At 62.7% G+C, this 19,946-nt stretch carries 18 protein-coding genes; 2 read left to right on the top strand and 16 right to left on the bottom strand.

The window, feature by feature from the left end; translation table 11 throughout:
• Positions 1-14 precede the first annotated feature (14 nt).
• From FN060_RS06275 to FN060_RS06210, 14 genes are all read right to left on the bottom strand, one after another.
• On the bottom strand, positions 15-1,559 hold the full coding sequence (locus FN060_RS06275; RefSeq protein ID WP_142587342.1) for a peptidoglycan DD-metalloendopeptidase family protein: 1,545 nt from the start codon (positions 1,557-1,559) through the stop codon (positions 15-17).
• 135 nt (positions 1,560-1,694) lie between these two features.
• Positions 1,695-2,336 carry a protein-L-isoaspartate(D-aspartate) O-methyltransferase gene (locus FN060_RS06270; RefSeq protein ID WP_425312162.1) on the bottom strand — a complete coding sequence of 214 codons (642 nt, stop codon included), beginning with the start codon at positions 2,334-2,336 and terminating at the stop codon, positions 1,695-1,697.
• 8 nt (positions 2,337-2,344) lie between these two features.
• On the bottom strand, positions 2,345-3,121 hold the full coding sequence (gene surE / locus FN060_RS06265; RefSeq protein ID WP_077547307.1) for a 5'/3'-nucleotidase SurE: 777 nt from the start codon (positions 3,119-3,121) through the stop codon (positions 2,345-2,347).
• Complete coding sequence (gene serS, locus FN060_RS06260) at positions 3,121-4,404, bottom strand: serine--tRNA ligase (RefSeq protein ID WP_142587340.1); 1,284 nt, start codon at positions 4,402-4,404, stop codon at positions 3,121-3,123. Before serS ends, surE begins: the two co-directional genes overlap by 1 nt.
• 54 nt (positions 4,405-4,458) lie before the next feature.
• Complete coding sequence (gene tatC, locus FN060_RS06255) at positions 4,459-5,283, bottom strand: twin-arginine translocase subunit TatC (RefSeq protein WP_142587339.1); 825 nt, start codon at positions 5,281-5,283, stop codon at positions 4,459-4,461.
• The gene (gene tatB, locus FN060_RS06250) at positions 5,280-5,951 is read right to left on the bottom strand and encodes a Sec-independent protein translocase protein TatB (protein WP_142587338.1); all 672 of its coding nucleotides are present in this window, start codon (positions 5,949-5,951) and stop codon (positions 5,280-5,282) included. Before tatB ends, tatC begins: the two co-directional genes overlap by 4 nt.
• 32 nt (positions 5,952-5,983) lie before the next feature.
• A complete protein-coding gene (locus tag FN060_RS06245) occupies positions 5,984-6,190 on the bottom strand; it encodes a twin-arginine translocase TatA/TatE family subunit (RefSeq protein WP_052638204.1) in 207 nt (68 codons plus the stop codon).
• Positions 6,191-6,220: 30 nt separating this feature from the next.
• Positions 6,221-7,330 (bottom strand): ABC transporter ATP-binding protein, encoded by a 1,110-nt coding sequence (locus FN060_RS06240; protein WP_142587337.1) that lies wholly within the window; start codon positions 7,328-7,330, stop codon positions 6,221-6,223.
• Positions 7,331-7,380: 50 nt separating this feature from the next.
• Positions 7,381-8,070 carry an SMC-Scp complex subunit ScpB gene (gene scpB, locus FN060_RS06235; RefSeq protein ID WP_244665773.1) on the bottom strand — a complete coding sequence of 230 codons (690 nt, stop codon included), beginning with the start codon at positions 8,068-8,070 and terminating at the stop codon, positions 7,381-7,383.
• A gap of 16 nt (positions 8,071-8,086) precedes the next feature.
• On the bottom strand, positions 8,087-8,893 hold the full coding sequence (locus FN060_RS06230; RefSeq protein WP_142588389.1) for a segregation and condensation protein A: 807 nt from the start codon (positions 8,891-8,893) through the stop codon (positions 8,087-8,089).
• A gap of 53 nt (positions 8,894-8,946) precedes the next feature.
• Positions 8,947-9,963 (bottom strand): beta-N-acetylhexosaminidase, encoded by a 1,017-nt coding sequence (nagZ, locus tag FN060_RS06225; protein WP_142587335.1) that lies wholly within the window; start codon positions 9,961-9,963, stop codon positions 8,947-8,949.
• Positions 9,964-10,065: 102 nt separating this feature from the next.
• Positions 10,066-12,948 carry an SPOR domain-containing protein gene (locus FN060_RS06220; protein WP_183950076.1) on the bottom strand — a complete coding sequence of 961 codons (2,883 nt, stop codon included), beginning with the start codon at positions 12,946-12,948 and terminating at the stop codon, positions 10,066-10,068.
• Between the two features lie 67 nt (positions 12,949-13,015).
• Positions 13,016-14,773 (bottom strand): arginine--tRNA ligase, encoded by a 1,758-nt coding sequence (gene argS / locus FN060_RS06215; protein WP_142587333.1) that lies wholly within the window; start codon positions 14,771-14,773, stop codon positions 13,016-13,018.
• 55 nt (positions 14,774-14,828) lie between these two features.
• Entirely contained in the window at positions 14,829-16,046 is a 1,218-nt protein-coding gene (locus FN060_RS06210) for a deoxyguanosinetriphosphate triphosphohydrolase (RefSeq protein WP_142587332.1), read from the bottom strand.
• 138 nt (positions 16,047-16,184) lie between these two features.
• Here FN060_RS06210 and erpA point away from each other — a divergent pair, with 138 nt between their 5' ends.
• Together erpA and xth are read left to right on the top strand one after the other, a co-directional pair.
• Positions 16,185-16,517 carry an iron-sulfur cluster insertion protein ErpA gene (erpA, locus tag FN060_RS06205; RefSeq protein ID WP_142587331.1) on the top strand — a complete coding sequence of 111 codons (333 nt, stop codon included), beginning with the start codon at positions 16,185-16,187 and terminating at the stop codon, positions 16,515-16,517.
• Between the two features lie 87 nt (positions 16,518-16,604).
• Positions 16,605-17,399, top strand: a complete 795-nt coding sequence (gene xth / locus FN060_RS06200) for an exodeoxyribonuclease III (RefSeq protein ID WP_142587330.1) — start codon at positions 16,605-16,607, stop codon at positions 17,397-17,399.
• 15 nt (positions 17,400-17,414) lie between these two features.
• Here xth and exoR read toward each other — a convergent pair whose 3' ends face one another.
• Positions 17,415-18,203, bottom strand: coding sequence for an exopolysaccharide production regulator ExoR (gene exoR, locus FN060_RS06195; RefSeq protein WP_280514318.1), 789 nt, complete (start codon positions 18,201-18,203; stop codon positions 17,415-17,417).
• 483 nt (positions 18,204-18,686) lie between these two features.
• The gene (locus FN060_RS06190) at positions 18,687-19,919 is read right to left on the bottom strand and encodes an OmpP1/FadL family transporter (protein ID WP_244665700.1); all 1,233 of its coding nucleotides are present in this window, start codon (positions 19,917-19,919) and stop codon (positions 18,687-18,689) included.
• Positions 19,920-19,946: the final 27 nt, after the last annotated feature.

The following is a 19,946-nucleotide window of genomic DNA, read 5'->3' as shown; positions in this document are numbered from 1 at the left end:
TGATACGCAATACTCTATTCAAGGAAAGTGATCGGGTTGACCGGGGTCGCGTCCTTGCGCACCTCGAAGTGGACCTGCGGACGCTTCGCGTCGCCGCTCATGCCGGAGCTGGCGATGGTCTGGCCGCGCGTGACCTTCTGCCCGCGGGATACGCTGAGGCTGCCGGCATGGCCATAGACGGTGACCTTGCCGTCGTCGTGGCGAACCAGGACCGTATTGCCGAGCTGCTTCAACCCGTTGCCGGCATAGATGACCACGCCGTTCTCAGCGGCCTTGATCGGCGTACCTTCCGGAACCGAGATGTTGATGCCGTCGTTCCGGCTGCCTTCGACGTTCTGGCCGAAGCCGGCGATGACCGCGCCGTTAGCCGGCCAGCGGTACTTGCCGATGCCCGTCGACTGCGGAGCGGCGGTCGTGACGTCCGACTTGACGGCCGCTTCGGAGACTGACGCCGTCTCGACCGGCTTCTGTGCCTCTGCGGGCGGCGTCTCCGCAACCGGTTTCTGGGCAGCAGGCGCCTCGGCCTGAACGGCTGGCTTCGAAGACACCGATGCAGTCTGGACAGGATCGGTTGCGACGGGCGCCGACGAAGGCGATAGGTTCAGGACCTGACCGATCCGGATGCTTTCGTTCGTCAGCCCATTGGCCGCCTTCAGCTGATCGACGGAGAGACCATTGGCGCGGGCAATCTTCGTCAGCGTGTCGCCGGGCTGGACGGTGTAGGTACCGCCAGCGCCGGCAGGCGGAGTCAGCTTGCCCGGTTGGGCGGTGGCCTTGTCGCGGGCCTGCGCCGGCAGGACAGCAACCTTCTGCTCCTGCGGCTGGACAGGGGCCGGAGCCTTGTTCTGGAGGTCGATGTCGCCGGCGGCGACCTTGGCGGAGTTGCTGGCAGGACCGAAAGTCGGAATGATGACCGACTGCCCGGCAACCAGGTTGCCATTGTTGGCGCGCAGGATCTCCCGCTCCGGGACACCATATCGCCGCGACAGCGTCGCTGCCGATTCACCGGCCTTCAGGGTTACACGCGGTGCATTGACCGTCGACCAGCCCGATGTCGTCTTGACGGTACCGGTGGTCAGTTGATCCGATGCAGCGCCTTGCGGCGCCGGTCGCACTGCCCCTGTCTCAGCTGACGGGAACGGCTGCGCAAGAGCCTGCTGGCGCGTCGTCGCATCGTTGCCGACCGCAACCGCTCCTCCGGGAGGAGCAAGTTCCGTGCGCTGCACCGTGGCCGGAGCCGAGGCCGTACGTGCCGCCGAAGGAATGGAAACATAGTCGCCGCCGGCCGCCGGATAAGGCTGCGACGGAGCAACGGTGCGATTGCCGTATCCGCCGGCAGGCGCCGAAGCGACATCGCCACGAGGGACAGGCGCCTGACCATAGGCACCGCTGCCCTGCCGCTGCGGAATGGAAGCGGTAGTAAGGGAATCCGTGTCGGAGAACAGGCCGGAGAAGCGGGTGGCATCAGAACTGCAGCCAGAGGCAACGCTGGCGAGCAATACGGCACCTGCAATCCGGAGAATTGATTGACGGGACTTGAGCGAACTCTTGATACGCATGACTCGACCTAACGTGACGCAACCATCGTTAGGTCAGATTAAAACCTGTTAGTCTTACTGGCGGGTTAAAGTCCGGATATCGAATTTGTTTTTTTGCTAATTTGGTAACCATGCCGCCGTCAGCGACGGCAAATGTCAAAGTGCTGCCGCAATATGGGGCACGAGCGGCAGGTAGGGCACGGGGAACAGATCCTCGCGGTCGAAGCGGCTTCCCGTCTTCGTGAGACGCATCATCATACAGGTGCCGTCTTCCCGCATGAGCGGCGCAATCATCGCGCCGCCGGAGACGAGTTGCTCGGCATAGAAGCGCGGCATCGAGGTGAAGGCGCCGGTCACCAGGATGCGGTCGAAGGTTCCCTCGCCCGGCATGCCGTTGATGCCGTCTGCCTGGCGGATGACGATATTGCGCAGGGAAAGCTTATCCATGCGGCGCTGGGCGCCGGTGACCAGCGTCTTGTAGCGATCGACCGACAGGACCCGTTCAGCCAGTCGGCCGAGCACGGCACCGGTAAACCCACTGCCGGTGCCGATCTCAAGCACTCGCTGGCCGGGCTTCACCTGCAGATGGTGGAGGATCCGCACAGCGAGGTCGGCGCCCTCCATGAAGGCACCGCATTCGATGGGGGTGGTCCGTGCCGAATAGGCGTCGGCTGCTGCCGCTGTCGGTACGAACTGGGATCGCGGCGTCTGCTCGACGGCGGTAAGAAGATCAAGATCGGAAATGCCCTCGGCCCGCAGACGCAAGACGAGCGCAGCAAAACCTTCCTTCTCGACCATGCTGGACTTCAATCGGCCACTCCGAATCCAAGCGCTTCAGCGAGGCGATCCTGTACCGAATGGTCCGTCAGGTCCAGTTTGAGCGGGGTCACAGATATCCGGTTGTGCTTCACCGCGTGGATATCCGTGCCCTCGCGGAAGTGGCCAAGCCGCTCGCCGAACCTCAGCCAGTAGTAGGGAAGGCCACGGCCATCCCGCCGCTCGTCGATCGTCAAGCCGAAATCGAGCTTCCCCTGCGATGTCACCTGGACGCCCTGAACATCCTTCGGGGCGCACTTGGGAAAATTCAGGTTCAGGAAGGTCCCGTCCGGGAGTTCCACATCGCTCAGCTTGCGGATGAGATCGGGCGCATAGGCTTCGGCGGTCTCCCATGGGACGATGCGCCCACCCTCGGCGTCGTGCTGGTAGGCCTGGCTCAATGCGAACGAGCGGACGCCCTGCAGTGTGCCCTCGATTGCGCCGGCGATGGTTCCCGAATAGGTGACGTCATCGGCCATGTTGGCGCCGGCATTGACGCCCGACAGGACGAGATCCGGCTTTTCCGGCAGGACCTCGCGAATGCCCATGATGACGCAATCGGTCGGCGTGCCGCGTAGCGCGAAGTGCTTGTCGCCGACCTTGCGCAGGCGCAACGGCTCCGACAGAGTCAGCGAATGCGCAAGCCCGCTCTGGTCGGTTTCCGGCGCAACGATCCAGACATCGTCGGACAGCTGCCGGGCAATGCGTTCCAGCGCCGCCAGGCCTTCGGCATGGATACCGTCGTCGTTGGTGAGCAGGATGCGCATCAGGCCGCCCGCTCGATTCTGGTGATGCCGCCCATGTACGGTAGAAGCGCATCCGGGACGCTGATCGACCCATCCTCGTTGAGGTAATTTTCCATCACTGCGATCAGGCAACGCCCGACTGCCGTGCCCGAACCGTTCAACGTGTGAACAAACCTCAGCGCCTTGTCGTCCTTCACCCGATAGCGCGCATTCATGCGTCGGGCCTGGAAATCACCGCAGACCGAGCAGGACGAGATTTCACGGTAGGTATCCTGACCCGGCAGCCAGACCTCGATATCGTAGGTCTTCTGGGCGCCGAAGCCCATATCGCCCGTGCAAAGCGACACGGTACGGAAATGCAGGCCGAGGCGCTTCAGGACAGTCTCAGCACATTCCGTCATCCGCTCGTGCTCGGCAATCGAGCTATCGGCATCGGTGATCGAGACCAGTTCGCACTTCCAGAACTGGTGCTGGCGCAGCATGCCGCGCGTGTCGCGTCCGGCAGAACCCGCCTCGGAGCGGAAGGACGGCGTCAGGGCCGTGAACCGAAGCGGCAGCTTCTCCTGCTCCAGCGTCTCGCCCGACACCAGGTTGGTCAACGTCACCTCGGCCGTCGGGATCAGCCAGCGGCCGTCCGTCGTGCGGAACAGATCCTCCGCGAACTTCGGAAGCTGTCCGGTGCCGTACATGGCCTCATCACGGACCATCAGCGGCGAGGAAACCTCGGTATAACCATGCTCCGTGGTGTGCAGGTCGAGCATGAACTGGCCGATTGCCCGTTCCAGCTTCGCCAGCGGGCCGGTAAGGACCGTGAAGCGGGCGCCCGAGAGCTTCGCCGCCCGCTCGAAATCCATGTAGCCGAGTTGCTCGCCGATCTCGAAATGCTCCTTGGCCGGGTGGTTCCAGCCCGGCTTCTGCCCGACCACGTGTTTCACCACGTTGTCGGCCTCATCCTTGCCGACCGGAACATCGTCGAGCGGAATATTGGGGATGCGCGACAGGGCATCGTCAAGCGCGGAAACGACCTCCCGCTCCTCCTGCTCCGCCGCCGGCATGCTATCCTTGATCGTGGCGACCTCGGCCTTCAGCCGCTCGGCAAGCTCCTCATTCTTCTGCGCCATGGCGGCGCCGATTTCCTTGGAGGCCGCATTGCGGCGCGACTGCATCTCCTGGAGCTTCTGGATAACGGAACGGCGCTTGTCGTCGAGCGCCAGTAGCGTCACAGCCGCAGGTTCGGCGCCGCGTTTTGCAAGCGCTTCGTCCAGCGCCTGAGGATTGTCACGGATCCACTTGATATCGAGCATCGTTCCTGGCCTTTCGAGCGGAACGCAGCACTCTCGCGGGCAAGGCAGAAGGGCCTAGACCTCGTCCGTATCGGCAAGGTCCGACGCGGCAGGTTCGGCAAGAGCCTCCTCGGCGCGCTTGCGCTCGACGAGTCGCGCGGCGTAGATGGAAATCTCGTAGAGAAGGATAGTTGGCAGCGCAAGGCCGATCTGGGAAAGCGGATCGGGCGGCGTCAGCACGGCTGCCACGACGAAGGCGATGACGATGGCGAACTTCCGCTTGTCGCGCAGCCAGTCGCTCGTCAGCAAGCCCACCCGCGCGAGAAGCGTGGTGACGACCGGCAACTGGAACACCAGGCCGAATGACAGCACCAGCGTCATGATCAGGCTCAGATACTCCGAAACCCGCGGCAGGAGCGAGATCGCCATCTCGCCCTCTTCCGGTGCCTGCTGCATGGCAAGGAAGAACCACATCACCATCGGAGTGAAGAAGAAATAGACGAGCGCTGCTCCCATCAGGAAGAGTATCGGCGACGCAACCAGGAACGGCAGGAAGGCGGCACGTTCGTTCTTGTAGAGACCGGGCGCCACGAACTTGTAGATTTGAGAAGCGATGACCGGGAACGCGATCACCAGCGCTCCGAACATGGCCACCTTCACCTGGGTGAAGAAGAACTCCTGCGGCGCCGTGTAGATCAGCTCCGACTTTGTGACGTCCATGTCGGCCCAGGTCACCGCCCACTTGTAGGGCACGACCAGGAAGTTGAAGAGATCCTTGGCGAAGAAGAAGCAGACGAGGAAGGCCACGAAGAATGCGCCAAGCGACCACATCAAGCGTGTGCGGAGCTCCACCAGATGCTCGAGGAGCGGCTGCGGCTTGTCTTCGATGTCACCGTTCATGCGTCATCCTTCGGGGTGTCGGCTTTCCTGGCAGGACGCTTGCGCGATGCAGGCTTTGCGGCCGCGTCGGCGGACGCTGTGGGTGTCCTCGGAGCACTGCTGCTCTTTGATCTCCCGGCTGCTGCTGCGGCCGGCTTCTCAGACGGCGTCGCTTTGGGTTTGGCTGCTTTCCGGACTGGCTTGTCCGCCTTGGCGGGCGCAGTGGACGGCGTCTCGGGCGCTTCGAAGAGAACCGGCGGCGTCGGTGGCAGAGTTATGGCAGGCGGCGGCACTTTCACCGGCTCAGGCTGCTCTGCAGGGACAACGCCTTCGACAACCTTCTGCGCCTCGACGTCCGGCTTGCCGGCACCGGCCGGCTTGTCTGGCCGCGTCGATTTCTCCAGGTCGCTGCGGATGTCCTGTCCCATCTGCCGCAGCGGATTGATCGCGTCGCGCAGAGCGTTCGACGGATTGAGCTTCTGCGCGTCCGCTATCGTCTTGCGCACCTCGTCCATCTCGGACTCACGCAAGGCCTCGTCGAACTGCGTGCGGAACTCGCCGGCCATCTTGCGCAGGGTGCCGGTCATCCGGCCGAACGCCCTCAACATCGGCGGCAGGTCCTTCGGACCGACCACGACGATCAGAATGATCCCGATGACGAGAAGCTCGGTCCAGCCGATATCAAGCATTCAACAAGGCTCCCCGAACCCGGTCCGAAAGATCAGGTCCGCGTGCTTTCCTTGGTATCCTCGGGCTTGTGCTCGACGGTCTTCGTCGTCTCAGGAGTATCGTCCTCGCTGATGCCCTTCTTGAAGCTCTTGATGCCCTTGGCGACATCACCCATCAATTCCGGAATCTTGCCGCGGCCGAAAAGCACGAGCACGATGACCAGAACGATCAGCCAATGCCAAACACTGAAGGAACCCATAACTGCAACTCCAATTTCGCTTGTCCCGATTTATGCTGTTTGATCCGCTTTTTCAAACACCAAAATGTCCTGTGGCGCGACGCTCAGGGTTACGTCGCTGATGTCTGGCGGCAGGAGATCTGCCCGGATGCGCGCCCGAACCGGTTCCTCGCGGCCGGAAACCGCCAGATTCAGCAGTTCCACGACACCGAGAAACCGCCTCGACCGGATCCGCGCCTCGATCGTTCCGCCCTGCGGCATAACGCGCACATCCGAAAGACGCACCGCAACTGAGACGTTCGTCCCGTCGCTGAGGTCGTGCGCCGGTACGGCACCAAGCGGTGTCTCGACCCGCCCACCGCTCACGATTCCCGAAAATTCGTTGATCTCCGAGAAGAAGGCGGCAGCGAAGAGATCCCGCGGAGCCTGGTAGAGTTCCTCGGCACTGCCGGCCTGAACGAGTCGCCCATCCCGCAGAAGCGCGATCCGGTCAGCCATCCGCATCGCCTCTTCCGCATCATGGGTCACAACAATGGCGGTAGCGCGGCTTTCGCGCAGGATTGCGAGCGTATCGGCGCGGATCGTGTCCTTCAGGCGCGAATCAAGTCCGGAGAACGGCTCGTCCATCAGCAGGACCCCCGGTCGCGGCGCGAGCGCACGGGCCAGCGCCACCCGCTGCTGCTCGCCGCCGGAGAGGGCGTGCGGGTACTTCCCGGCATAATGGGCGAGCCCTACCCGCTCGAGCGCGGCTCGGGCAGCAGCCGCCGCCTCATGGGCCGTAAGCGCCGTCAGGCCGAAGCGGACATTGTCCAGCACCGTCATGTGCGGGAAGAGGGCAAAGTCCTGGAACATCAGGCCGATGCCGCGCTTTTCGGGCGGCAGGAAGACCGACGGACCTGCAGCTTCGCGGCCGTCGATCACAACCCTGCCCCGGCTCTGGACCTCGATGCCAGCCGCTATGCGCAACAACGTGGTCTTGCCGGAACCGGATGGCCCCAGAAGGCAAAGAACCTCTCCGGGCTCGGCGGTCAGAGAAATGCCCCGGATCGTCTCCTTGCCGTGGTAGCTGTGATGGATATCCTCGAACGTCAGGCGCGACGCGAATGAAACGCCTGCTGCCCGGCTTGTCTGTCTACCCTGGCTCTGGGAATCGAAGGTCATTACATGCTCGCAGCTTCAAGCCCTTGGCCGGGCTTGCAAGAAAGATGACCTCATTCCTCTTCTTCACCACTCGGTGTCAAGAGACCGAGTTCCTCGAGATCGAGTTGCGTGATCGGATCCTCGTCCTCGGTCAGTTCATCGGACATCGACGGAATTGGCACCTGGAAGTTGGGCGGTATACGTCCCGACAACAGTCCCGCCCCCTTCAGTTCATCGAGGCCGGGCAGGTCCCGCAGTTCCTCCAGCCCGAAATGGTCGAGAAAATCCGGCGTGGTGCCGAGCGTCACCGGCCGTCCGGGAGAGCGTCTGCGGCCCCGGAAGCGGATCCAGCCAGCCTCCATCAGCACATCGAGCGTTCCCCTCGATGTCTGGACGCCGCGGATTTCCTCGATCTCCGCCCGAGTCACCGGCTGGTGGTAGGCGATGATGGCCAGGACCTCGAGGGCAGCCCGCGACAGCTTGCGCACCTCGTTGTCGTCCTTGCGGATCACGAAGGAAAGATCAGGCGCTGTCCGGAACGCCCACCGATCACCGCTCCGCACAAGGTTCACGCCGCGCGCGACGTATCGCTCCGCCAGCCCCTGCATTACCGTCGCAACCGGCGCGCCCTGCGGCAGGCGCTCCGCGAGGAAGGCTTCCGATACCGGCTCGGCGGATGCAAAGACCAGCGCCTCCGCAATGCGTTCGGCCTCCAGGAGAGAAACGGCGTCCCCCTGCTGATCGGCAGACGGCCCCTCCATCTCCTGATCGGGGTGCTCAGAAGGCATCGACGACCACCTCCGGAGCGACCGCGGGGTTGCGTCCCTGCCGCAGGTAGATCGGCTGGAAGGCGCCGTCCTGGCGGATCTCCAGCTTGCCCTCGCGCACGAGTTCGAGGGAAGCGGCAAAGGCGCTTGCCGTCGCGGTCACGCGATCGTCGGCCGGGAGGTATTGGAGAAGATAGTGCTGCAGCACCGTCCACTCCGTGATCTCGCCCAGCATCCGGGTCAGCAGGTCCCGCGCATCCGAAAGCGACCAGACCTTGCGCTTCTCGATGGTCACCTGGGTGATTGCATGGCGCTGCCGGATGTTCGCGTAAGCCGAAAGGAGATCGAACAGGCTGGCGTCATAGGCAGACTGGACACGGTGCGGGATGTGTTCCGGAGCACCGCGTACATGAACATCGCGCCCCACGAGGTTGCGATTGATGAGGCGCGTCGCGGCCTCGCGCATCGCTTCGAGCCGCTTCAGCCGAAAGGCCAGCGTCGCCGCCATCTCCTCGCCGCTCGGCCCCTCGTCACCCTTCGCCTGCTGCGGGATCAGAAGCTTCGACTTCAGGTAGGCCAGCCAGGCGGCCATCACGAGATAGTCGGCAGCAAGCTCGATCCGCACGCGTCGGGCGCTCTCGATGAAGGCGAGATACTGCTCGGCAAGCGCGAGGACGGAGATGCGGGCCAGGTCCACCTTCTGGGAGCGCGCGAGGTGCAGCAGCAGGTCGAGCGGCCCTTCGAAACCGCCCACGTCGATCACCAGCGCCGGCTCGTCCGCCGCCCGCTCGGGGGTGTCCTGCCAAAGCTGGTCCATCGGAATGGAACTCGGCGCGATGTTCATCCTCTTCCCCGACCAAGGTGCCGGTGTCAGGCGAGCGAGAGCAGGCTCCAGAACTCCTGACGCAGCGCGACTTCGTCCAAACCGCCGCCGGGACCGAAAGCGGCCTCAACGGCTCTGGCGCGCCGAAGGGCATCGCCACCGAGTGGCCTGGCTTCTTCAACGACAGCCTTCATTTCCTCCAACATCCCGTTGCAATGCAAGATGATATCGCAGCCACCCCCAGCTATTCGTCTGGCGCGCTCGCCGATCGTCCCCTTCAGGGCGTTCATCGACGTGTCGTCCGACATCAAGAGACCATCGAAGCCGATCCTGCCGCGGATGACCTCTTCGATGACCTTTGACGAGGTCGTCGCCGGCTGCTCGGGATCGATGGCGGTGAAGACGATATGGGCACTCATCGCCATCAGTTCGTTCCTCAGCGCACGGAACGGCACGAAGTCATGCGCCTCGAGCTCTGCCAGGCTTGCATTCACCACGGGGAGTTCGTGATGCGAGTCGGCCATGCCGCGACCATGGCCGGGAATGTGCTTCATGACCGGCAGAACCCCGCCAGCCTTGAGACCATCCGCGGCAGCCTGGCCCATCTCCGACACCACGACCGGATCGAAACCGTAAGCCCGGTCGCCGATGACATTGCTGGCGCCCTGAACGGGTACGTCCAGCACCGGCAGGCAATCGACGTTGATGCCGAGCTTCAGGAGATCGAAGGCATGCAAGCGCGACATCAGCCATGCCGCCCTCAGTCCCTTTTCCCGGTCCTGCGCGTAAAGCGCCCCCAGCTCGGCAGCAGAAGGGTATTTCTCGGCTAAAGGTGCGCGAATGCGCTGGACGCGTCCGCCTTCCTGATCGATCAGCACGGGTGCTTCAGGGCGCCCCACCGCGTCCCGCATGGCGGAGACCAGGTCAGCCACCTGCGAGGCCTCACCGATGTTTCTCGCGAAGAGGATGAAACCCCATGGACGCTCGCTCCTGTATAGGGCGATTTCGTCGGCGGTCAGTACGGGGCCGCTGGCCCCCAGGATTATTGCTTTTGATTCGTTCATGCCCGGATCATAGACGCCCTGCGGGTAAAGGCGAATGCCATCCACCTGAAACGCAGATCGGGGCCGCAAGGGCCCCGATCTTCAACGTCTATGCGACTTGCGTCACTTCGCGACAAGGCAGCTTCCGCCGGCAGCGCGATACTTCTCGCATAGCGCCACGGCATCATTCTTGCTGCCCGCCGGGATGCGGACGCGATAGAACGTCCCCTTGCCGGCGATCTCTGCCTTCTTGATGTCGACACCACGGCCGCCGATCACGGAACCGAACTTCGCCGACAGGTTCTGGTAGGACTTCTGCGCGTCGGCTTCACTGGGCAGGGAGGCAATCTGGATGACGTAGTCGCCCGGAGCAACCGCCGCCACCTGCTCGGCCGGCGCTGCCGCCGCCGGCTCCTGGGTCGGCTGGACATTTCCGCGATCGCTGACCGCCGCGACCACGTCGACTGGCTGTTGGGCCGGACGCATGGTCGGAACCGGCGCCGCCATGGCAGGTGCAGCCGGAGCATCAGCCGCCACATCAGTGATGGTCGACGTATCCGCGACCGGCGCCGATGCCGGGACGATGCCAGCCGCACCAACCGAATTCTCGGCCGGCGCAACGGCAACTGCCGTGTCGGGTACCGCTGCGACTTCAACCGTCTTCACGGAGGCGGCCGGAAGCTTGTTCGCATCCGGGGAAGCCATTGGCTCGGAAACCACGGCGGACTCGACCGGCTGTTCCTGCTCGACCAGCGTCCCGTCAGGACGAACGATCATCGTTTTCACCCGTCGAGGCATGACCGCAACTGCTTGCTGATCGGCAGCGGAGGGCTGCTGCGCAACCCCCTCCTCGCCCGGCAGAAGGCGGTCTTCGCGCATCAGGCCCGGTGCAAGGTCCTCGTCTGCAGCGGCAACCTCCTGCCCTTCCAGCGGCAGCGAGTCCGTCATCAGCGTCCTCTGGACGACATCGACCGGCTCCTCGCTGGTGGAGATCAGCGCCTCCTGCTTCGGCGCCTCGACGGCTGCGCCTGCGACGCGGTCGTAGACTGCCTTGTCCTGGTTCGGGACAGTCTTTCCTCCCGGGTTTTCCGGAAGCACCTTCACAGGATCGGTATCCGCTGCAATGACGATAGGCTCGCCGCTGCCCGCAACGGAGGAGCCGTCGCCTGAGAAGAACGCATAGCCGATCGATCCGCCGATGATGACCACTCCGGCGACCGCGAGCGGTACGGCCATGGAGGACAACCTCCTCCTGTCGCGCGCCGGCATGCGATCGTGAGCCGGCTCCTCGAAATCCGAGTAGGCTTCCTGAGGCGGCAGCGGCGCAGTGAGGCTGCGGCGGAAATCCTCTTCCAGTGCGCGTTCGAAATCGTCAAGGTCAGGATAGGCGGCAGCCGGAGCTGCCTGGTGAGCGGTGCCATCGGCAGCCGGACCGGGCTCTTCACTTGCAGGGTCCAGCGCAGGAGAGCCGCGCAAGAGGGACGCAAGTTCGCCGTCCAGATCAAAGTCATAGTCGTTGCGTTGCGGCGCTACAGGTTCTTCTTCCTCGATGTGGAGGTCAGGAACGTCCAGATGAACTACGGGCTCGGGATGCTCCTCCCCGTCCGTTATCATGGCGGGATCGAACGGAAGATCATCGACTTCCGTCATGTCCGCCGTGGCTGCTACAGCGGCAACAGGATCGGGAGCGCGTGCCACCGAGGGTTCCGGGGCAATCGGCTGGGGAGCGGCCCGTGCGATCGGAGACCAGCTTGCCGTGTGCTTGACCGGCGCAGGCGCAACAGCGGTCTGTGGAGCCAGGGTCGAGGCAACCGGAGCAGCCGGCTTTGGCTCCTCGAACATTGCGTGCTCGTCATCCAGCAGGATATCGGAGAGATCGAATTCCAGATCCTCGAGCGCGAGCTCGAAATCGTCATCGATCGAAAGTTCGTTTACGACTGCCGGTTCGGCCGACTGGGGTGAGGCTTCCGCGCCATCCAGGCTTCCGAACGATGATTCGAGAGCAACGGCCTCATCATGGCGCGTGGGCTCCGCCCGCCTTTCCTGCGCGTCCGCAGCCGGTGGCATTGGTGCGCTAAGCAGGCCTTCCGGCACCGGATAACGCGAAACATCGTCGATCAGTGCGTCGAGTGCGGACAGATCCTCGGAAACAGCCACCTCATCCGCAGCAACGGCCTGAGGGACCATTTCGGGTTCTGGTGCAACGAGGCGCGCTTCGCCTTCTGCGACAGGAACAGAAGGTTTAATGTCGAGCGGGGCCTGCGCGTCGAAGGACGCATCGGCAGGCAGGGTCGCGACGGCCTCCTGGCGAGCCTCATCCACTGCCGGTGCGGCGGCGGGCTCGGGAAGAACCTCAACACCTGTCGGCGCGACAGGCTGCACGTCACGGACGACATTGAAATTGGCAAGAGGCATGCGGAAGCCGGGCGTATAACCTCGGGTCCGCGTCGATTCTGGCTGCGCCACCTGGGGCGAAGCCTCGACGGCGCGGAACGGCGTCTCGCCAAGCGTCAGTTCGAGTTCATCCGCGAGATCGAAGTCCGTCGCCTCGTCGAGTTGCGAGAACTCCGGATGGGACCTAAGGACTTCACTGTCCACTTGCATGTCGACATCGGCGGCCATTGCCTCTTCGGCAAACTGCTGCGGCTCTGCCGGGACCTGGTCGTTCGCAGCCAGCCATTCGGGCTCGGCCGTTTCAATAGGCTCCAGAGACGATGACAGAGCTGCTTCGTCCAGGACGGGGACCGGTTCGACTGGAGCGCCCGCGAGCGCCGACGGCTCCAAACGGTTTGCAGCTTGATGAGCACGCGGCGAGTCGTAGCGCTCGAATTCGCGCAGCAACTCGTCTTCGAGATTGAAGGCGGGCTCGCGGCGCTCCGTCACCGGCGGCCGCGGCACAAGACGCTCGTCGTAACCGACAATGCGGGCGAGTTCCGCCAACGGGTCATCGTCGGCAAAGAATTCCGGAACACCATCCCGGCTACGCGCAAGGTTATCGTCTGCCATTACCTCGTCCACCCACCTACACTTACTCGGGGCATTGCCAGTGCTTTGTGGGGAAATGGTGGCGACGCTAGCGCATTTCATCCGGAGCGGCAGTGCCAGTAATGGCCAGACCCGACTTCAAAACAGACGCGACAGCGTGCACCAGCCCAAGTCTGGCAATGCTCAATTCTCGGTTCTTATCGTTAACAAAACGTAAGTCAGGTTGATCCTTGCCCTTGTTCCAATGGGCATGGAAGAAACTTGCCAGATCATAAAGGTAAAATGCAAGTCGATGAGGCTCCTGCGACTGTGCCGTCGCCTCAATTAGCCGTGGATATTCGGCGATCTTCGCGATCAACTGCATTTCGTGGTCGTCCTGAATGCGGTCGACGGATGCAGCAAGATCCAGCGAATCAATGTCGACATCCGGAAATGCCTCGCGCGCCTGGCGGAAGACCGACATGCAGCGGGCATGGGCATACTGGACGTAGAAGACCGGATTGTCCTTTGATTGCTCCGTCACCTTGGCGAAATCGAAGTCAAGCGGCTCCGAGCTCTTGCGATAGAGCATCATGAAGCGGACCGAATCCCGGCCAACTTCATCGACGACTTCGCGAAGGGTCACGAAATCGCCGGAGCGCTTCGACATCTTCACCGGCTCGCCGTCGCGGTAGAGCTTGACCAACTGGCACAGGAGGACGGTGAGCTTCGAACTTCCGCCCGAGATTGCACGAGCAAGAGCCTCCAGCCGCTTGACGTAGCCACCGTGGTCTGCGCCGAGCACGTAGATCATCTCGTCGTAGCCGCGGTCGAACTTGTCCTTGAAGTAGGCGACGTCGGCCGCGAAATAGGTATAGCTGCCGTCCGACTTGATCAGCGGCCGATCGATGTCGTCACCGACCTCGGTCGAGCGGAAGAGCGTCTGCTCGCGATCCTCCCAGTCCTCCGGCAACTGCCCCTTCGGCGGCGGCAGCGTGCCGCGATAGACATGCCCCTTGAAGGTCAGATCATTGATTGCGGTGCGGATGCGCTGCGCGCCGTCCGCGTGGAGCGCACGTTCCGAGAAGAAGACGTCGTGATGAACGTTGAGCGCTGCAAGATCCTCCCGGATCATCGACATCATCGCGTCGATCGTGCGCTCCTTGACGAGCGGCATCCACTCGTCTTCCGTCATGTTGTGCAGGCGGATCCCGAATTCATCGGCAAGTGCCTTGCCGACCGGGACAAGATAGTCACCGGGATAAAGACCGGACGGGATCTCGCCGATCTCCTCCCCAAGCGCCTCCCGATAGCGGAGGAAGGCCGAGCGCGCCAGGACGTCGATCTGGCTGCCCGCATCGTTGATGTAGTATTCCTTCGTCACCTCGTAGCCGGCAAAGGCAAGAAGGTTTGCGAGGGCATCGCCAACCACGGCACCGCGGCAATGGCCGACATGCATCGGGCCCGTCGGGTTGGCGGAGACATACTCCACGTTCGTCTTGCGGCCAGCGCCGATGGTAGAGCGGCCGAAGTCGGTCCCTGCTCCTATCATGGCTGCCAGCAGCCGCTGCCAATAGGCCTTGGTCAGCCTGAGGTTGATGAAGCCCGGACCGGCAACACTCACTTCGCTGACGTCGGCATCCTGCTTCAGCGCGGTGCAGACGAGATCCGCCAGTGCTCGTGGATTGGTCCCGAGCGGCTTTGCCAGAACCATTGCCGCGTTGGTCGCAACGTCGCCATGACTGGCGTCCCGAGGCGGCTCGACGGTGATACGGTCGAAATCGATCTCCGCGCGCTTCTCCCTGACCAGGTCGATGGTTTCGAGCGCGTTCTTGATGCGGGTCTCGAAGTCGGCGAAGAGATTCATGTCATGTTCTCCGCCGGGGCGGATCCTTAATGAGGCGTTGCTGATGGCGCGCTGCCTAACGCAAATCGGGAGTCCGGTCAAACAACTCGGCATGGGCCCTGACGGCGTAGGAGTCCGTCATTCCGGCGAGATAATCGCCAACATGCCGTGCCCGCGCCGGCTGCGACAACCCCTCCATGTGCTGCACCCAATAGTGGCTGCGCATCAGCGAGGGCTTGTCCATGTAGGCCTGGAAGAGATCGCCCACGATCTGCGCCGCTCCCGCACGGATACGCATGATCTCAGGGTGCCGGTAGATGTGGGCAAACAGCAGCTTCTTGATCAGCCTGTCCGTCTCGGCCATGGCCGGCGAGAAGGTCGCGATCACCCGCCCAGCGGCCCGCACGTCGGCACAAGACCGTGGCCTGATCTCGCTGAGGTTCTGCTGGGCACATCCGATCACGTCCTCCACCATTCTCGTGATCTGCCGGCGCATCAACTCGTGCGTGAACCGGCTGGGCTCAAGGTGGGGGTAGCGATCGCGCACCTCCTTCATCAGCCCGGCGAGGAACGGCACTTCCTCCAGCATCGCGAAATTCAGGTACCCGGCGCGCAAGCCATCGTCGATGTCGTGTGTGTTGTAAGCGATGTCATCGGCGATTGCCGCCACCTGCGCCTCGAGGCTCGCGAAGCTTGCCAGTTCCAGATCGTTGAGCTGGCAATAGTCCCGTATCGGTTGCGGAACGGGACCCCGCGTCCCCTCGCCCTCCGGCGTCAGCAGCGGCCCGTTGTGCTTGACGAGGCCTTCCAGCGTTTCCCAAGTCAGATTGAGGCCATCAAAATCGGCGTAACGCCGTTCGAGCTTGGTGACGATCCGAAGCGACTGGGCGTTATGATCGAAGCCCCCGTAGGGCTTCAGAACCTCGTCCAATGCATCCTCGCCGGTATGGCCGAACGGCGTGTGGCCGAAATCATGGACGAGCGCCACGCCCTCGGCGAGGTCCTCGTCAAGCTTCAACGCACGTGCGAGCGCGCGGGCGATCTGTGCTACCTCGATCGTATGCGTTAGGCGCGTCCGGAAATGATCGCCGTCCGGGCTGATGAACACCTGGGTCTTGTGCTTGAGACGCCTGAAGGCGGTCGCATGGACGATGCGGTCCCGGTCCCGCTGGAACTCGGATCGGGTAAGGCTTCCTCCTTCGGGAAACAGACGACCCCGCGAAGCCCACGGATTGGCCGCATAGGGCGCCTTCTCGCTGCCGCCATAGCCAAGTGCCTCCTTGTCGATCGTCATCAGTCCTTTAACCTCTCGCCCGGTCTCGCGCCTTGCGGCCCATTGACGTGCCATTTAAGCGTTCATACCTATAGTGCAATGCGGCCACAGCCGAGACTATCAAGCTTTCCCGAGCCTTGACCTCGGGCAGGAGACGAGATGACCAACCCGAACGTCACGCTTTCAGATGCGGCCGCCAAACGTATCCGCGAGATCCTCGCCGGCGAAGAAGGCAAGCAGGCTTTGCGCGTTTCGGTGGAGGGCGGCGGATGCTCCGGCTTTTCCTACAAGTTCGATCTCGCCGATGCACCTGACGTCGACGACACGGTGATTGCCAATGGCGAGGCAAAGGTGCTCATCGACAGCCTCTCCCTTGTCTATATGGACGGCTCCCAGATCGACTTTGTCGACAACCTTCTCGGCCAGTCTTTCCAGATCAACAATCCGAACGCCGTTGCAAGCTGCGGCTGCGGCACCAGTTTCTCCGTCTAAGGCCGCTCCCGCCGTTGAATCTTCAGATCGGGCTTCCAAACGGCGCCGCCTCCGTTAAAAGAGAGCGGACAGAGGAGCGGCAAGCCGATGAAGATAGCCACCTGGAACATCAACGGAGTGAAAGCGCGGATCGACAACCTCCGTCAGTGGCTGACAGATTCCGCGCCGGACATCGTTTGTCTGCAGGAAATCAAGTCGGTCGATGAGAACTTTCCGCGCTTCGAGATCGAGGCACTCGGCTATCATGTCGAGACCCACGGCCAGAAAGGCTTTAACGGCGTGGCGCTGCTCTCGAAGATCCGGCCGGACGAAGTGATCCGCGGTCTCCCCGAGGGTGATGGCGACGACCAGTCCCGCTACATCGAAGGCGTCTTCTCCGTCCATGGCGGTGCGGTCAGGGTTGCCTCGATCTACCTGCCGAACGGCAACCCCGCGGATGATCCGGTCAAGTATCCCTACAAGCTGCGCTGGCTGGACCGACTGGCCAGGCATACCGAGAACTGCCTCGCGCTGGAGGAACCGCTCATCCTGGCTGGCGACTACAATGTCATACCGGAGCCGCATGATTGTTACGATCCGGCCGCCTGGGCGACGGACGCGCTTTTCCTGCCGGAGACCCGTGCTGCATTCCGACGACTTGAGGCTCTTGGCCTGACGGATGCCGTTCGCGCCACCAGCGATGCGCCGAAACTTTACACGTTCTGGGACTATCAGGCAGGCGCGTGGCAGAAGAACAATGGCATCCGCATCGACCACCTTATGCTGTCGCCGGAGGCCGCTGATCGTTTGCGCTCGACCGCGATCGAGAAGCATGTGCGTGCGTGGGAGAAACCGTCGGACCATGTCCCAGTGACGGCAATCTTAGACTTCGAGCCCGCCTGATCCTTCCGACGCCGCCTACTGGACCCCGCGCGCCGCAAGCTCCTGTGACAGGGCCACAGCCACGCGTCGATCCTGCTCATTGGCGACCGAAAAAGCATGTTCCTGCAGTTGCTGCATCCAGCCGCAATCATTGGGATTGCAGTGATTGAGTGCTGCCGTCAGGAACGCCAACCCCCTGACGGTGTGCCCTTCCTGGAAAAGCAGGTCTCCGAAAACCGCCATGGCGCCGGGATGGCCGCTCTTGCGGGCCTGGTTGAGCCATTTCTTGGCCTGCTGGACGCTGGTGCCGCCACCCTCTCCGGCCAGCATCATCCGCGCCAGCTCGAACTGCGCGTCCGCGACGCCGAAGGCGGATGCCGCCTGGAAATAGAGCTGCCGCGCCTGCGACAAGTCACGGCGCACCGGCGTCCCGGGGATACCGCTCCGGTAGTAGCTGGCGAGCGACATGAGCGCGTTGATGAAGAAGCCGGTGTCCTCGGAGCCAGGCTCGATACCGGCGGCGGCAATTTCGTTGTAGATCTTGAAGGCTGCAAAATCATCCTTCGTCACGCCGTCGCCATCGGCATACATGTTCGCCAGAGCCCAGCGGGATCCGGTGTGCCCTTTCTCCGCGGCATAACGATAGGCTTCGACCGCATCTTCCTTCTGGCCGTTCTTGTAGGCGTTGAAGCCGAACTTGAAGAGGTCGAACGGACCTGACTCCTTCGTCACGCCTGACTTGATGTCGAACGCTGCCGACGATCCAGCCATGGCGGAGGCCAGGGAAAGGCCCAGAAGCAAGACTCGCACGGAACCCATTTTCATCGACGACATCGTTCAAACTCTTCCGGCCAGCGGGACGGCGATGTCCGTCGGCCTTGTTGCAAATTCCACGTGAACACCGCCTGGCTGCGACGTTCCGACCGGCTTTGAGCCGTGGGGGGAATAGAGCTTGGAAGAGTAACCCGCCTTTTCGGCAAGACTGGGACGCAGGTGTGACCGTAGTGAAGAACCCGCCTTGAGAATACCGAAGCGCGAGGGCTTTCCCACATCGCTTCGCCGATACATCAGAAATCCGCCCATGATACTCCAACTTTACGCGCCCCGCCCCCGCGGTCCGCCGCTTTCGCGCTTATCGCTGCTCCCCGTTTGTGGCGGGAAGTGGACAAATTCGCCTCCCACAATCCACTGGCTCACTGTCTCAAAGAGATGTTGCCAAATCGTCACAATGGTGTGAGGTGATCACCATATATCCGCTCACAAAAAAGCCCGGCACGGGCCGGGCTTTTCGGGTGTAATGAGTACCGATCAGAACCGGACCTTCACCGAGGTCGATATGGCGGCGACAAGATCGTCGTCGTACTCGTAGTTTACCCGCTGTCCGTAGGTCTCGCCATCCAGCGTAACCGTACTGGAAGAACCACCGGTGAGAATACCGATGGCGCCGGCGAGTCGGACTTCGACATTCTGGTTCGGCGTGTAGGACGCGCCTGCACCAAAGGTCCAGGTATCGGTCTGAGTGCCAAAGCCCTGCGAGGTGCCACGGTCCCAGGTGACAGTGACCGCACCGCTCCACTGCTCGTTGAACTTGTGGCCAACGCCGCCGCTGACTGTCCAGCCATCACGGTAGCCGAGGTCAAGCGTCGTGACGCCATTGGCGGTGGTGCAGGTGCCGGTGACGGCCGCGGTGCAGAAGGGGATCTTCTGCAGCTGGCTCCAGTCGGTCCACTTGACGGAGCCGAATGCAAGCCAGCCAGGCGCTATGCCGGACTGAACCTTCAGCTCAACGACATCAGGCATCTTCTGTGCGCCATGAACGTCCAAGACCGTCCCGTTGACCTGTGCAAGGTCCAGCGTGCCCGTGATGTCATTCAGATCGACTTCGCTGTTATAAACGAGGCTGGCCCGGAAGGCATATTCGGGAATCTCGTAAGCAACGCCGGCACGCCAGCCCCAGCCATCTCCCTCCAGGTCCAGTCTGCCGACGCCGGTTCCCGGAACGACCAGATCATCGATAACCTGACGCTCCTTGAAGCCCGAGAGCTCCTGATAGAACGTGCCGCCAATCACCCTCAACTGGCCGGGTCCCATGTCGAAGCGATAGGAACAGGTGACTGCATAGTTGTCGGATTCGACCTTAGTTTCGATGTTCTCGTTGGCACCCGCCCATTCACGGCCCGGCTTCGTATGAACACCCCAAGGCTGCGAATAGTCGAACATGCAGTCGGCGCTATCACCTATGGCGCCCTTCATTCCGATCCGTGGGACCCAGTAGCCTTCGGCATCGTCCGCGCTGTCAGAGAACCGGTTGAGGTCGCCGCCGCCCACCAGGTTGTTTGCCGGATTGATATCCTGGACATTCTTGACCTTACGCTGGGGGTTCACGTACGTGACGGCCGACTCCGCCGCAAACCGGCCCTGGTCGAACAGAAGGTCGATATTGTAGCCGCCACGCTCAAGTCCGCCTGCCATGGCCGGCGCATGAAATGCGCAGCCCGCCGCGAGCACCATCAGACCCTTGGAAATCCGTTTTGTCTTCATCTCTTCCCACCTCCCGGTATGCGATGG

The organism is Pseudorhizobium halotolerans (assembly GCF_902153235.2).
GTDB lineage: Bacteria > Pseudomonadota > Alphaproteobacteria > Rhizobiales > Rhizobiaceae > Neorhizobium > Neorhizobium flavum.
The sequence above is the reverse complement of the archived record's forward strand: the minus strand, read 5'-3'. Positions and strand labels throughout refer to the sequence as shown.

Coding starts and splice junctions, on each gene's coding strand:
- FN060_RS06275 (WP_142587342.1), bottom strand. CDS start 1,559: ATGCGTATCAAGAGTTCGCTCAAGTCCCGTCAATCAATTCTCCGGATT.
- FN060_RS06270 (WP_425312162.1), bottom strand. CDS start 2,336: ATGGTCGAGAAGGAAGGTTTTGCTGCGCTCGTCTTGCGTCTGCGGGCC.
- surE (WP_077547307.1), bottom strand. CDS start 3,121: ATGCGCATCCTGCTCACCAACGACGACGGTATCCATGCCGAAGGCCTG.
- serS (WP_142587340.1), bottom strand. CDS start 4,404: ATGCTCGATATCAAGTGGATCCGTGACAATCCTCAGGCGCTGGACGAA.
- tatC (WP_142587339.1), bottom strand. CDS start 5,283: ATGAACGGTGACATCGAAGACAAGCCGCAGCCGCTCCTCGAGCATCTG.
- tatB (WP_142587338.1), bottom strand. CDS start 5,951: ATGCTTGATATCGGCTGGACCGAGCTTCTCGTCATCGGGATCATTCTG.
- FN060_RS06245 (WP_052638204.1), bottom strand. CDS start 6,190: ATGGGTTCCTTCAGTGTTTGGCATTGGCTGATCGTTCTGGTCATCGTG.
- FN060_RS06240 (WP_142587337.1), bottom strand. CDS start 7,330: ATGACCTTCGATTCCCAGAGCCAGGGTAGACAGACAAGCCGGGCAGCA.
- scpB (WP_244665773.1), bottom strand. CDS start 8,070: ATGGAGGGGCCGTCTGCCGATCAGCAGGGGGACGCCGTTTCTCTCCTG.
- FN060_RS06230 (WP_142588389.1), bottom strand. CDS start 8,893: ATGGACCAGCTTTGGCAGGACACCCCCGAGCGGGCGGCGGACGAGCCG.
- nagZ (WP_142587335.1), bottom strand. CDS start 9,963: ATGAACGAATCAAAAGCAATAATCCTGGGGGCCAGCGGCCCCGTACTG.
- FN060_RS06220 (WP_183950076.1), bottom strand. CDS start 12,948: ATGGCAGACGATAACCTTGCGCGTAGCCGGGATGGTGTTCCGGAATTC.
- argS (WP_142587333.1), bottom strand. CDS start 14,773: ATGAATCTCTTCGCCGACTTCGAGACCCGCATCAAGAACGCGCTCGAA.
- FN060_RS06210 (WP_142587332.1), bottom strand. CDS start 16,046: ATGACGATCGACAAGGAGGCACTTGGCTATGGCGGCAGCGAGAAGGCG.
- erpA (WP_142587331.1), top strand. CDS start 16,185: ATGACCAACCCGAACGTCACGCTTTCAGATGCGGCCGCCAAACGTATC.
- xth (WP_142587330.1), top strand. CDS start 16,605: ATGAAGATAGCCACCTGGAACATCAACGGAGTGAAAGCGCGGATCGAC.
- exoR (WP_280514318.1), bottom strand. CDS start 18,203: ATGAAAATGGGTTCCGTGCGAGTCTTGCTTCTGGGCCTTTCCCTGGCC.
- FN060_RS06190 (WP_244665700.1), bottom strand. CDS start 19,919: ATGAAGACAAAACGGATTTCCAAGGGTCTGATGGTGCTCGCGGCGGGC.